Origin of the sequence: Acinetobacter sp. (assembly GCF_049284435.1) — a bacterium.
In the GTDB taxonomy this organism is placed as follows: domain Bacteria; phylum Pseudomonadota; class Gammaproteobacteria; order Pseudomonadales; family Moraxellaceae; genus Acinetobacter.
This window is the reverse complement of sequence record NZ_JBAPXX010000064.1, coordinates 18548-33532: the sequence shown is the minus strand read 5'-3', so window position 1 is coordinate 33532 and position 14985 is coordinate 18548. Positions and strand designations below refer to the sequence as shown.

General features: G+C 36.2%; 9 protein-coding genes. 2 read left to right on the top strand and 7 right to left on the bottom strand.

The features are described from left to right. A partial coding sequence (locus tag WAK81_RS05490) for a hypothetical protein (RefSeq protein ID WP_422196016.1) occupies window positions 1-148 on the bottom strand: 148 nt, incomplete at its 3' end. Between the two features lie 376 nt (window positions 149-524). On the opposite strand from WAK81_RS05490, the gene WAK81_RS05485 reads away from it, so the two are divergent. Continuing rightward, on the top strand, window positions 525-833 hold the full coding sequence (locus WAK81_RS05485; RefSeq protein ID WP_422196015.1) for a helix-turn-helix transcriptional regulator: 309 nt from the start codon (window positions 525-527) through the stop codon (window positions 831-833). Next, window positions 830-2119, top strand: a complete 1290-nt coding sequence (locus WAK81_RS05480) for a type II toxin-antitoxin system HipA family toxin (RefSeq protein WP_422196013.1) — start codon at window positions 830-832, stop codon at window positions 2117-2119. Before WAK81_RS05485 ends, WAK81_RS05480 begins: the two co-directional genes overlap by 4 nt. A gap of 18 nt (window positions 2120-2137) precedes the next feature. On the opposite strand, the gene WAK81_RS05475 is transcribed toward WAK81_RS05480, so the two are convergent. The 6 genes from WAK81_RS05475 to WAK81_RS05450 all read right to left on the bottom strand — a co-directional run bounded on the left by WAK81_RS05475 (window position 2138) and on the right by WAK81_RS05450 (window position 14984). After that, window positions 2138-5485 carry an SNF2-related protein gene (locus WAK81_RS05475; protein WP_422196012.1) on the bottom strand — a complete coding sequence of 1116 codons (3348 nt, stop codon included), beginning with the start codon at window positions 5483-5485 and terminating at the stop codon, window positions 2138-2140. A gap of 203 nt (window positions 5486-5688) precedes the next feature. Beyond that, window positions 5689-6948, bottom strand: a complete 1260-nt coding sequence (locus WAK81_RS05470; RefSeq protein WP_422196011.1) for a capsule biosynthesis protein — start codon at window positions 6946-6948, stop codon at window positions 5689-5691. A 12-nt stretch (window positions 6949-6960) separates the two neighbouring features. Beyond that, window positions 6961-8952, bottom strand: a complete 1992-nt coding sequence (locus WAK81_RS05465) for a capsular polysaccharide biosynthesis protein (RefSeq protein ID WP_422196010.1) — start codon at window positions 8950-8952, stop codon at window positions 6961-6963. A 10-nt stretch (window positions 8953-8962) separates the two neighbouring features. Next, on the bottom strand, window positions 8963-11026 hold the full coding sequence (locus WAK81_RS05460; RefSeq protein WP_422196009.1) for a CatB-related O-acetyltransferase: 2064 nt from the start codon (window positions 11024-11026) through the stop codon (window positions 8963-8965). Window positions 11027-11062: 36 nt separating this feature from the next. Next, window positions 11063-13282 (bottom strand): glycosyltransferase, encoded by a 2220-nt coding sequence (locus tag WAK81_RS05455; protein ID WP_422196008.1) that lies wholly within the window; start codon window positions 13280-13282, stop codon window positions 11063-11065. Between the two features lie 16 nt (window positions 13283-13298). After that, a complete protein-coding gene (locus WAK81_RS05450) occupies window positions 13299-14984 on the bottom strand; it encodes a polysaccharide biosynthesis/export family protein (RefSeq protein ID WP_422196007.1) in 1686 nt (561 codons plus the stop codon). Window position 14985 lies beyond the last annotated feature (1 nt).

The following is a 14985-nucleotide window of genomic DNA, read 5'->3' as shown; positions in this document are numbered from 1 at the left end:
CCAGCAAGACTTTTAAAGATTTTGGCAGCCGGGACAGGTCGCCCAACTGCACTTGCAATTTGGACAGGTTGAAAATCTGATAGTGTTCTGAACCGACGGTTAATGTTTCTAAGGTATTAAAACTATTAATATCAGTATACTTAGCCATCTAGTTTACCTCCGGCTTGAGATGTTATTTTTATGATCACAGTCAACCACTTCTTTACTTACTGTATGCCAACTGCGCGGCGGGTTTGTTATTATTTATTATCGAATTGCGCTAGGCGGTTAAATGCAGGGCTGCCAGGGAATTTTACCAGAGAGTTGCCGACAATTCAGATTCTAGCATCGACAACATTTCTGCCAATCCCGTAAGGACATAAGGTAAATTGAACAGCGTATTTACTGTATTTTCAAAGTGATTTCAGATCACTACGTAGCTAGGGCTGTTTTACAGATCGAAATGATAAAATCATAAATTGATTTTCAAAAAAAAGAAGCTAATATGTTTCTTATAGAACCTAAAAGAAATAAATATGTCTACAATGAATGAATCTTTACTTCAGCAAATCAAAAAAAGACGAACCCAATTGAGCCTAAAACAAGTTGATATGCAATCCCGTACAGGCATTTCAAGACAGCAGTACCAAAAACTGGAAAGTCAGGGCAATCCTCGATTAGAGACCTTAGAAATTATCGCGGCAGGATTAAATGCTCAACTGATGCTCATCCCAGATGATAAAGTTCATTTAATCAGACAATTATTGCATGATGAAATTAAAATCACGATCGAAGATCAGGATGACTTAATGACCAACCCATGGAAGGGTCTTCTCGGAGATGAGGAACCATGAATACTGTTGCCGTCCTGAAATTAACATTACATCATGCTGTCGTTGGATACTTGGCAGGATTTCAGAGTGGAAAAAATATTCTGGTTTTTACGGATTCTTTCCGATTTGATCAGCAACGCCCGACTTTGAGCATGCTTACTTCCCCCTTGTATCCTCAAGCGGATAAGATTTTAGAAAAGACCTATGTTACACATCAGCGCTTACACCCCTTGCTATCAAACTTGCTACCAGAAGGCGCATTACGCGAACTCATTGCACAAAGCCTCAAAGTACATCTAGACAATGAATTTCAGTTATTGGCAGCTTTAGGTCATGACTTACCTGGAGCACTCATTGCGACCCCATTAGATCCAGAAGAAATTCCAGATGAAATAAAATTCAAACTGCAGATCTCGAATCCAGATCAAATTTTAAAGCAAGAGATTCGAACAGATAATAAGTTTTCCTTGGCCGGTGTCCAAATGAAGTTTTCCATGAAAGCCAAAGACGGGCGTTTTACATTAGCGCAGGCAACGGAATCCAGTCTACTCGGGGATTGGATTATCAAAACTCCTTCTTCCAGACATGCTTTTGTTCCGCTAAATGAATATTCTATGATGACCCTTGCCAAAATGGTCGGAATAGATGTCCCTGAGATTCGCTTGGTGGATATGGCACTCTTACAAGACCTTCCACCATTAAATTTACCCCAAGAGCAATATGCTTTTGCAATTAAGAGATTCGATAGACAGAGTACTGCTAACACTACAGAGCTTATCCATATTGAAGATTTTGCTCAGATCTTTGGTGCATATCCACATCAGAAATACAGCACCACAAATTATGAACAGATAGGAAAGATCATTTATCAATTTTCAGATAACAAAATTTTTGATATTCAGAAATTTGCCAGCCGCTTACTCATCAATATTTTACTCGCCAATGGAGATGCGCACTTAAAAAACTGGAGTATGATTTATCATGATAAAAATGCACCCAGATTATCACCCGCATACGATATATTAATGACCAGTGTATATATTGAAAATGAGCATCATTTCGCATTAAATCTTGCCAAAAATAAAGATTGGTATTTAGCTGAGATGAAGCATTTTAAGCAATGGGCAGAAAAAGTCGGCGTTCCATGGCGTATCATCGAGAAGCAACTTCACGATATTATGGATAAAGCTCGATCATTATGGCCAGCGCTATTACTAGGCTTACCTATGATTTCTGCTCATAAAGAAAAATTAAGAGAACATTGGAGAAAATTGCATCCAGACTTTCAGATACTTACAGATGATTAGAGAAAACCTGTAACCAAGCTAAAATTTCTCAAACAATTTCATCACGTCATTTTCCGTCAGTTTCGCTTCTCCCTCATGATCTGTGCTTAGAATAGACTGTGCCAGTTCAGCTTTATTTTGCTGCAAGGCAAGAATTTTTTCTTCTATGCTTTGGTTGGTAATTAGCTTATACACAAATACCGGCTTATCCTGTCCAATCCGCCATGCACGATCTGAAGCTTGATCTTCAGCAGCAGGGTTCCACCATGGATCATAGTGAATGACCGTATCTGCGGTGGTCAAATTCAGACCGACCCCTCCAGCTTTCAGGCTGATTAAAAACACAGGCACTTGTCCAGACTGGAATGTAGTAATAGCTTCATCCCGTTTCTTGGTCTTTCCAGTCAGTTTCACATAGCCAATTTTTGCGTGATTGAGTTGCTGCTCAATCAATTCCAGCATTGAAGTAAATTGCGAAAAGATCAGAATTTTTCTTCCCTCTTCCACCATCGGGACCACCATATCCATCAACTGTTCAAGTTTGGCAGAGTGTGCCTGCCCGGTTTTAACTGAATCCAGTTTCAGTAAGCTAGGATGGCAGCACACCTGACGTAGCTTCAGTAAGGCATCTAAAATTTGAATTTGACTACGCTTAAAACCTTTTTCTGCCACAATTTTCTGAATACTGGCTTGCATCGTGGCACGAACAGCCTCGTATAGCTTGGATTGCTGTTCATTCATATCAATATTGACTTCAATCGTGGTTTTTTCTGGCAATTCTTTGGCAACGTCAGTTTTCAAGCGACGTAAAATAAAGGGTTTAATGCGGTTCACCAACTTTTGCCTTAACTGCTGATCACCGAGTTTTTCAATCGGATGACGGTATTTTTTATTAAAAATTTCTTGCGAATATAAAAATCCTGGCATCAGAAAATAAAATAATGACCACAGCTCACCCAAATGATTTTCCATCGGCGTGCCGGTTAGACACAGACGATGTCGTGCTTTTAATTGCCGTACTACCTGTGCAGCTTTGGCACGCGGATTTTTGATATTCTGCGCTTCATCCAGAATGAGTTGATGATATTCATATTGCTTCAGTTGTTCTTCATCTCTCGCCAGGAGCGGATAGGTGGTTAACACAATGTCATAGTGCGGAATCTGTTCAAAATGGCGATGGCGGTCCGGCACCTGTAGCAGCAGTACCTTGAGATCAGGAGTAAATTTCTGCGCTTCTTTGATCCAGTTATGCATCAGCGATGTTGGCGCAATAATTAAGGCGGGGCTGTCCTGCAAATGTCCAGCCTGCTTTTCCATGAGCAAATGCGCTAAAGTTTGTGCTGTTTTGCCCAAGCCGATATCATCTGCCAGAATCCCGCCATGCTGGGTTTCCCTTAAAAACTGTAACCAGCCTAAGCCCTGCTGCTGGTATGGACGCAATTCCCCCTGAAAACCTTGTGGTGTCGGCAGTTGCTGCTGATAGCCTTGTTTGAATTTCTGCGCAAATTGCTGCAGGCGATCACTGACCTGCCACACCATCCCAAGATTATGCTGTAACTCTAATAGTTGGCTCGCATCATAGCGATCTATGCTGCGCTCTTCTTGCTGTAAAATGCTCCGCAGATGCAACAATACCGGCTTAATGTCCTTTGCGGATAGCGCCAAATCGGGTTGATCCGCTGCAGTTTTCAGGGTGAAAATTTGACTGTTATGCAGATGACTAAAAGTCCGCGGATCAAGTAAATCAGGCTGTTCTTGCACCAAAGCTACGATTGCATCGAGCAAATCATAACAATTGCCTGCACTGTCCTGAACCGTCGCCCCGATATCGAACCAGTCCTGCTGGCTTTCAGATTCAGTGATGGAAATATTTAAATTTTCAACATATTGCAGCTTAAATGGGCTGTGTTCCAGATGCTCTACCTGCCACCCCATCAATTCAATTTGATTGATGGGCATGAGTTGCCTGATCCAGTCTCCATAGAAAGCAGAAACCATAGAATCGAGACGTTGTTTATCAAGTTTTAATTGCTGGTAATAGCTAAGATCTTTCACCCAACCCAGTGATGCGACCAACAGCTGTAAACGCTGGATTGCCTGTTGTTCCTGAATGAAGTCTCGAAGCTGTCGCACCATTTTGCCATGCTGCTCGCCGATAAAACTGTCACCGGATATACCCGATTTTATTCGCCCACCTGCATAGGAGAACTCAATTTCAGCACTAACATACTCCTCCAATTTCCAATCAAATTTATCTAAAACACCAAAGCGTAAAATTGGCTGGGGGCTACCTGCAAGGACCTCAATATTCTGAATAGCCTCGGGCTGAGGCAGGTTTTGCACGTCTGAATATTGATGAGTCATCTGCTCAAACTCAAACAATAGCGTAGATGGAAGATCAGGCATCTGCAAAAAATGGTAGAGCAGATTTGCCGTATATTCACCATATAACTGGCCCACCGTGTTCTGTTGAATATCGACATAACACGGTGGCTGGCTAGCGATAATTTGAATATGTGGATTTGATTTTAAATCGAGTCGAAGATCGCCATTGACCAATTCAATGTTTAAATGCTCAGTCTGTTTTTTGACACCTTGTTCCCAGATCAGTTCGATGTTGTACCCTTGCTCTGACCATTTAAGTGCAACATGGCTCTTTTTTTGCCAATAAACATCGCCACTTTGAATAAAAGTTTTGAAGTGCTCCAATAAAATCCCGGAGATATTAAGATTGCTCTGATAAAAGCGTTCGTCACTATTTATTTTGGCGTAATAATAAACCTGGTTAAATAATTGTCGTTTTTGTTCAGGTAAAGTCAGATGCTTTCTGGTGATATTTTCATATTGCGTATAATCACTTTCACCGGCAATGGAGCCATTTTTATTGCGTCTGGCCTTCTGCACAACAAGAGTCAATTTTTTTGAGCTGATAGACTGATTTAATAGGTAAATTAAACACGTGTTTGTTTTGGAAGGTTGCTCGGGGTCTGTCTGTTCTAACTGCCGTTTAAAGTCATGCAACCAGCGTTGCGCCTGATCATATCCCTGTTGGCGGTTTGCTATTGACCGTGGTGATTGAGAATCAGCAGAACGTTGCTGAAATTCTTGGCGATATTCCTGGAAGAATAACCGCGCTAAAGCGGCAGCATGTTTACAGTTATATCTAACGGGACAAGTACAGTCGTCATCGATTAAACGGTCTTTTTGGGGATTATAGGTAATCGCAGTATCGTAATAATCTGTCCCTTCAATTTGGGCATACATCGTGACACCGTCTTTTTCCTCAAAGAACTCAATCGTTTCCCTATCAATGTGTTTAGCATAGCTAAGACTGCGCTGAATAGTTGCGGTACTAAAGCGAGATAGAAAATTGATCAATGAGGACATAACAACTCGTCAGCTAAAAAGTTGATAAGATTATATTGCTAACTTATCAAACATATAATTAACCGTACCCGATTTGTCGGAGACTACTTTTCCTGAGATGAGAAGCACTGCTTCGCAAGACGTAGCGAAGCATAGTGTCCTAATGACAAAACCATAATATTTAATGAAATAAATATCGGCGACCTTGTCAAAGTTGCTGGGGATTAAAGGGAAACAGGATGATTGGCTTGTGGCATTTCAACCTCCACCCCAATATACGAGATATCATAATCATCCATCCAAGGTGAAGCGCCATAAAAAGCCCCATTCAGTTGGGAATACTGAATCAGCTCTTCACGGAAATAGTTAAAATACACCTGATCGACCTTGCCTGGATTTCTCCAGAATTTAGCCAATGGTCGTTGGTTGGTCAGCTTAGGTAAATTATAGAGCGCATAACCCAATACCTTGACAGGAATATGGTGATACAAAGCCTGAATGCCGGTCGTACTATTTACTGCGACGAAACCCAGGCTATTTTTTAATAGCGTCGGTAAATGGATATCACAAAAATAGTGAATACGTCCTTCAACATCGTGACATTTCGCCAGTTTACGAATGTAAGAGGCATAATTACGATAGCCACGATCCATCGGATGATGCTTGAGCACCAAATGATGATAGGGATCTGCATGTTGTGCAAAGTCCTGAATGACCATTTCAATATACTTTTTCATGCACTTTAAATCAGAATGGGTGCGAATCTGAAAGTCATTATGTACCTGTAGGGCAAACACAAAATAACGTTTTTTATAGGTCTGCATAAATGCATTAAAACGTTTTTCTTCTACACAAGTATTCTTGATCCGCCGCACACCCGACCAGATCCAATAATAAATTTCCGACCAGATGCTCATCTGCCGATGATGCTTATAATGCGGGTATTTCCAGGAAAAAAGCAGCATAAATACATAATAGACCATGACACTGATCAGCATTGAACGATAGCTATTATTGACTTCAGATACTTTCTTCACTTGAGAGTTTTTATTTTTTTTTGTGGTTAATTTTAAATGCGACAAAAAGTTGGAAAAGAAATTGACCCCATCCTGCTCAAAAGTAATGTAGTTCGGCCGGATATAGCCTTCCTCAAACGCAAAAAAATTAATGCGATGCTTTAAGGCAACTTTTTTTGCAACTTGATGATACTTGCGACAGTCTCCAAAACATACGACTGCATCAATTTCTTGAGATAAAAGCAAGTTTTCAATCCAAGCCGAAAAATCGGCATACGTGCCGGTAAAATCAAAGTTGTATTCAAAAGAACGCGAAAAAAATTGATCTCCACCGTTCAGGTTCACTTTAAAACATTGAATATCATGGTCTTTGAGCCAGGAAGAAAAACGATTAAAAAAACTCCCCATCGGCCCCTGTAATAACAGAACCCGTTCAGAAAGCAATAAACGATTCACATGGACTGACATAAAGAAATTAACCTATTTTTTTAACTTGTTATATAAATATAATAATACATGCTTATACTTATGATTATGACCTACCGGTTGATCCAATTGACTTTTGATATAAGCGATCACATCCTCGGGGCGAACCAAGGGAATACCTGATGCCTGAGTATACGGTAAATTATATGTCGGATATTCTACAAGAGTTACATACAACAAAGTTTCCAAGCTTACATTTTTATTGTTGCGTCTTTGTGATGAATACAGGTCCTGTGTCAATCCCCAGCCTGCATAAAAAGGCAAACCATAACAATAAACTTTTAAGCCCCGAATCAAGGCTTCAAAGCCACTGAGCGAGGTTATGGTATGCACTTCATCACAAATTTCAAAACACTCTAAAATAGAAGTATCTAATTCAACCTGATCCGCATAACGAGACATGTCCTGTTCGGAAATTTTTCCTATCCGCAGACCTGTTTGAACGTCAGGATGAGGCTTATAAATAATATAACTCTCCGGATGATTTTCCCGCACCTGTTTCAGCAAGTCCAGATTGGTTTTTATACCAACTCCTCCCAGCTGAATCGACATATCATCTTCAACCTGCCCAACCACTAAAATCACTTTAGAAGCATTTGGACGGGTTAAGAATTTAGATTCACCAACATTATATTTTGAAATATTAAGATCGATCAGCTTTTGCTGTAAATCACGTGCTCTTTGAAGCTGCTGTTCGGTGAGATTAACTTGATTGAGAAGATTCTCAATTCCTGATGGTTTTGTCGCGTCATAATAGATACCGACATCATCAAAAACGAGCGAACATGGTCGAATTAAAGTGGCGCCCAGTCCAACAGATCGGATAAATCCATCCTCTACAGTAATCACATTTAGATAATTCTGATCTTTCAGTCGTTGCGCTTTTTTGCCCCAAGCAAGAGTCGGCTGATTTTTTTTAGGCTTTAGATAGCGTTGAAATTTTAAACTAAGCTTTGGGAAGCTTAAAAAGTCCGCAATAAATTTTTTTTTCCAAGGACTAAAACCATACGCAATATAGGATTGACCTAGACGTTTTTGAAATTCAATATTCGGAATAATCAAATCTATAATATCCTCACATTCACAGCGCTCACCAGTAACTGGATTGACATAGCGTGCATAATGAAAATAAGCAGATGCAAATAAATGGTTGAGGGAACGTTTGACACCACGTCTTCCATTTAAAATTTCCAAAGGTGCATATTGATCATCTGTCAGCCCCCATCCCGCATACCAAGGAACACCAAAGCAATGGACTTTCTTGCCACAAAGCAAGGCTTCAAAGCCCAGTTGTGAGCTGACCACATAGACTTCATCGATATACCCCAATAATTCAATCGGATTATAGGCTTCCGTTAGGATCTGAATATTTACAGATGCTAAATCTTGTGGTTGAAAATGAGATTGTGCTTTTCCCGCCAGCACATCTGGATGAGTTTTTACCCAGATGGTAGCTTCTGGATGGTCTAAACAGGCTTGTGCCAGCATGATCTTAAAGGTTTCTGGCGTAGCACCGGCATACTTGATGGATTGATCCCCAAAGGTTTGATCAATGACTAAAATGTGTTGAGTGTTTTGATCAAATTTTCCTGAATCTATCGTACAAAATCTTTGATTATATTTTGTGATTTTATGCTGCAGAATGGTCTGAATCGCAGATGTAGCCCTCAGATTTAATTCTTGATTTTCGGGTTGAAGAATCAGTTGTTCCAAGTCAGAGGGCTGTAAGGCATCAAAATAAATTCCGGTTTCATCGACCACAAGGGAAAGAGGGGCATAGCCGTCTTTACCGAGGCCAAGAGAACGGATAAAACCATCCTCTAGACAGAGCGCTTTTAAACCCTTTTTTTCAGCAAGAGACTGAGCCTTAAAGAAACTTTTTTTACGGCCCCAGCCACAACTTACTCGCAGGTTGGTTTGATTATTAAAAATATATTTATAGAGATTAACTATAGATAAGATATTTTTATTAGCATTTATATACATAAATAATTCATTACAAATACTTATTAAGTAAACTTTTATTACGTTTTAAACTATTAGAATCATCTAAACCCTCTACAAGAATGGGATGATAAAAACGATTCTGATATTCAAAATTAAGAGATTTTGACGTTTTCATTAAAACTTTTTGAGTACTGAAATGGAGTGTCTGTGAACAACACCAACGACTAACATCCTGCAGAGCAGCTATACAATATTGGGTACCATAACTCATATTAATACTAAAATACTCATCATTCATCCACTTATCATTTTCTAAATTATTTTGAATAAAATAGTTATTTAATTCTACACGCTTTTTATATAGAAATTTAGCATAGGAGTTAGTCATCATAGAAATTGAATAAATGCATCCGTAAGGATATCTATTAATAAAATCTATAGTTTTGTATAAATAATTTTTATTACCTCTCTTACCAAATTTTCCTGCGTAAAAATCAATATTATGCATTTCAAATTTTTCTAAAAAATTTAAAAAATCATCTGAATAAATAATAGCTTCATCTTCTACTAACCAAGCTCTCTCCATTTCAGGAAATTCATCAAAAGCAAAATAATAGCAGTAATCTCCTGAACGCCACATTATATCATCTTGATATCTTAAAAATTTATTCTTTATTTTATCTTTATTTATAGATACTTTTGACCACTCACTAGGAATATTAACGATATTTTTTGTTTCATCTACAACAAAAATAACATTTGCACCCTTTTCTTTATAATATAAAGCTAATAGGTTATTAACTTCATCCCAACGATAAGTTCTAATCAATATATTTGGTTTATATTTATTTTTTTTAATATTGGAAAAGACAGTTCTCCCATTTATTATATTTTTTATAAAATTATAGCCCAAGTTAGTTGGATGAACTGTGCCATCATTTTCAATCATATCTTCAAAGTTAAAATTACTATCTAATTGCAGAGTGTTATTAGAATAAAGATTATTTAATTTTTCTAAATTCCATATGGGGTGCTTATAAGACCCATTAACTATATATTTATTATTCTTAATATTCAAATTTTCTCTAGCACCTAGGCACCAAAAAATAAATTTTATTTTATCATTTAATTTTACAAAGTGATCAAGAATTTTAATTGCTTCATTATATAAAACAGTATCATTCTCTAAATTAATTAGATCTTTATCAATAAAAGTAGGATTTAAAGATTTATTTAAAATATAAGAATTACCTATTCTAAAATCAGGTACCATTAAAAAAATTTCTTTCCCAATTTCAGTAAAAAAATCAATCCACCTTATTAAACTTTTATCATAAAGACTTAAGCCAGAAAAACCTATTAAATAAAAATTTGGATAGAAAATATCACCCTCATATATTTTATCACGCCATCTCTTTATATGTGAAGGGCCTATTAATACACGATCTAAATTATCTTCAATTACTCTACTATCAAAACTATCAACAAAGAATCGTTGATATTTTTTATTGTCTAAATTTGTATTTAATATCTTTTTTATATTTGAGTAATTAACAGATTCTAATTTAAATATATCTTTATCCCACCATCTATATTTTTGCAATCTCTCAATTATCTCAAATTCAAATCTATAACCAATTACTTGTGCAGGATTTCCAGAACAAATTGAAAATGGAGGTAAATCATCAATTACAAGAGAATTAGGAAGAACTATAACTCCATCCGATATAGTAACACCCGATTTAATAATACAGTTTTCCTGTATCCATACATCATTACCAATTTTAGTTAATGGAGTTTTATTATAAAAAAATCGGTTTTTCGATATTTTTTCATAATCACTTGAAATTACTTGAGGTATTCCATTAGAGAAATCACTATTTGAAAATATATTTTTTTCACCTAGAAATTTACCTATATTAACGTTCGTATCTATTTTGCTAAATCTTCCAATAATTACGTCTCGAATATTAGCATTCTTACTAATATTAGTATAAGCGCCAATAGAAAAAAAACCTCTAATCTTCCAAGAGTTAATTAAGCAAAACTCCTCAACAAACCCATAACCTTCAATTTTATTTTCATTCAATAAGTTATCTAAATAATTTAACATTTCCACACTCAATTAAAAAGGAAATTTATCCTATATTTATATTTTTTTCTTAATAAAATCTACAACAAAAGCTTTTGGATCTCTTTTTAATTTCCTGATTTTTCTCATTAAAGGAGATATTTCACTAGCTAATTTATCAGATTTTTTTAATACTTTTTTATCTACTGCACTAGTAGCACTCTTTAAGTTTTCAATTTTCAACATAGCATTCAGATAGGTTCTATCACTATAACTAAATAAAGGATTTAATCCAGAAAACCATGTTTTGCCTTTAAAGTTGAAAAACTCAACATTAATAAAGTCATAAGCATGTGATTTCCTATTATTAAACTCTTTAATGACATCTTTTGCAGTAAACCAACTATATTTTTCTTTAATTAGCCAATTAAATAAATTTATAGTTTTATTTTCATTTAAACTAAAAAGTGTATCATTATCTAAATCTTTAATAATAATATCTAATTTTTCTATCTGTTTAGTCAATGAACCATTGAAACTATAGTAAGCATTGCCAACAGTATAAACAGGTTTATTATGTGCTAGTGCTAATAAACCCACACCTGAATTATATAGCAGAACAGTATTTACACAGTCTATAACAGCATGAATATTTTCATCATTTAGATTAGTTACATTTTCATAGTTAAATCTATTAACTTTTTTATCTAATGGATGAGGCTTAATAACAAATTGAATATGCTGGTTTTTAATTATAATTTTTTCTAAACCATCTAAAAAATCATTATATTTTAAGTGATTTTCATTGAAAAATGTGACAGCCATATCATCATCAAGCTGTAAAGGTATAAAAATAGATTTTTTAAATTTAAGTATCTCTATACTTGGCTTATAAATCGTTTCATCATAAGTTTCCATTGACTCTAAAGTATAAAGTCCAGTCACTAAACTATTTATATATTCTTTTGTTAAATTAATATCTTCTATAGTTAATTTTCTATCTAATAGTTCTGTATTCTTAAAATCATCATCATTATAACTTACTTGTTCAGCATAATAGATAGAATTCGGCAATCCTCCTCGTTCTATAACTGAAACATCAACACCATTTTTTTTTGCAAAATCAAACAAATCCTTATATTTTTTATGGCTCTTCATATATGGATTAAATATACAAATAAAATCAACTTTCCCTTCAGAAATAAGTTTATACCCTTCTACGATTTCTTCAAGATTATTTCTTGATAAAACTTTTAAACTATAGCCAAGATATTTTAATGGTAAAAAATATCTCCAATTTTTATAATCATTCATTAAGCAAAGACAGGTTTTATCTTTAACTAAGTAATCAGCCTCTAAAACCTTTTCTTCTTTTTCAATATAAGCTGAAATAACTTCGTTAAACTTTTCTCTTTTCCAGTCATTATTATTGGTCCAATAACCCTTATTTTGTGGTTTTGGGTGCCATAAATGGTAGGCTTTATATCCTAAATTCTCATTATTAAACATCACAGCTTCAATATATCTTCTGAAACCTGAATAGTACTTATCCCCCCAAAAAGAATCTTTTAATGGTCCATAAAAATCTTTATTTAAATGTTCGGGTTTAGGCAAATCTGAACAAATCAACCCAATTCTTAACATTAAATCAAAATCTTCTGAACCATGTCCTCTAAATTTATCACAGTACCCTCCTACTAAAGTAAATAACTCCTTACTCATAAAAAATACATTACTGTAACTCGTATAAAACTCTATATCCTTCCCATACTCAGCTCTGGAAACAAAATAATCTAATTCTCTGATAATATTTTCTTTTTGGTTACTATTCCAAAATCTGTTTGTTTCATCCTCTTCTAAATGACATATTGGCATTGTTAAAAATCTTTTTGGATAAACATGCATTTTTAATCGTTTTGCATCTTTCGCTAAATCAGCAAAAATATTTTTATCAAATACAAAATCTATATCAGATAAAAGAAAATATTTAGTTTTTACATTATTAACAGCAATATTTCGTGCTCTTGCTAATGAAAATTCTTCTTTATCATTTTCAAAAATATAATTTGCTCCATATTTTTCGCAAATTTTTCTAATTTTTTCAGCAAATAAATCTTCAGAGCCAAAATCTACAACATTAATTTCTGGTTGTGGACTATAGTAACTTAAGCAAAATTCTAATCTTTCTAAAATCCAAGGAGTAACCTCACTGATTCTTATACACAAGCAGTAGGTAATATCTTTATGGGTTACAGGTATATTTTCTTTTACAAAAAAATTTTCTAATTGTTTAATCACTTATATTTCCTCATTCTTATAAATCTAAAGCTACTTTCGCCGCTACCGCAATTTGATATAACACTTGTGTAATACCACGTGTTAACTCAATCCCTTTGGTCTGAGCTTTAGGTAATACTAAGATTTCATCACCCTGCTTAATTTTTTCACCTTTACGCACAAGCTCGGCCTTACCATTCTGACGAATCACAATCACTTTAGATTTATTCGATTTCTGGCTAAACCCACCGACCTGCTCTATATAATTTTTGGCATTTAGGCCCTGCTTGTATTCCACCCCATTTGGAAAAGCAACCTCACCATGTATCATCACCACAGAGGTTTTCTCTGGAATATGCAAAATATCGCCCTGTTCCAGTATCACATCATGAAAAGTATCTGGGTTAAGAACCACTTGCCCTTTAGGCTCTACTTGACGCGCCTTAGTAATAAACTGTTTAACCAGTTCTGCATCACGTAAACGTAAAGCGGCTTCTTCTTGCGTACTCGAGCGCGCATTAAAGGTGGTTTCTTCTAGTTTATCTAGAGCAACATTTAACATTTCTTTTTGGCGCTTGGCTACCGAAGGACGAAACAATTGCAAAGATTCAACCTCAGCCAAAGCATTAGGTTGTAATTGGGTCAAAACATCACTCAGTTTAGCCCCATAAGGTAAAACAATAGCATGGGCGCCATTATGGGCACCATCGACCCGTACTTGAATCGTACCTGCATAGCGGTCAGCCGTTACTGTGACAACATCGCCATCTTGGATCATAATATTTGATGCTTGATTCAGCGAATAATATTCACTGCGATATTCTGCTCCCTGTCGACGTTGAATACTGACATTGGTTGCCCCTGGTTTAAGCTTGGCAACTGCCAATGCCTGTGCCAGCGTAACTGCAGGTGAGTTAAACTCAAAGTCATTCTGGTTATAAACTTCACCAGAGACATTAAAGGTATGGGTACGTTGCCCTACCACAATTACATCCCCGTCACGGAAGGAAAAAGGTCGAATCTGGCCTTGCAACAGGAAGTCATATAAATCGACCTGCTGAACTGTTTGACCATTTCGCATGACTTTAATATCAATATAACTGCCACGTTCTGGATCTACCCCACCCGCGCGGTCCAGGTAAGCAATCACACTATCATTGGCAACACCACCATAATTACCGGGCTGATTGACAAAACCGGTAACCATCACCTTCACAGGTTGGGCTTGCTCAAGGGCCGCGTACACGCCAACATTCGAGACATAAATACGGCGAACTTGTGATTCAACTACCGATTGCAGATTACCATTTCGAACCCCTGCCACTTTGACCGGTCCGACATTTGGAATAAAAATATTGCCTTGTGGATCGACGGTTTGAGTACCGTTAAACTGATAAGCACCCCATAGGCGTAAATTAATGTTATCGCCCGGGTTAATCTGATAACTACTATTAAAGGTTGATCCTGCAGTTGAAGCAAAAGCACCCTTAAAAAGCTGCGAACCAAACATCCGATTTTGAGTTGGATATTTCATCGAACTACTTGGAGAAAGCTCAACTACCGATTGGCTCTTCAACAATGCAGCATTATTTGCACCGCTACTATCCAAGTTTCCGCCATTGAAAGCTTGGGAAACTTCTGGAGGCAATAAATTTGACTCAAATGCATAACTAGCCGTGGCACATGCCAATGATAAAACTGATAATAAAGCAATTTTTTTCATA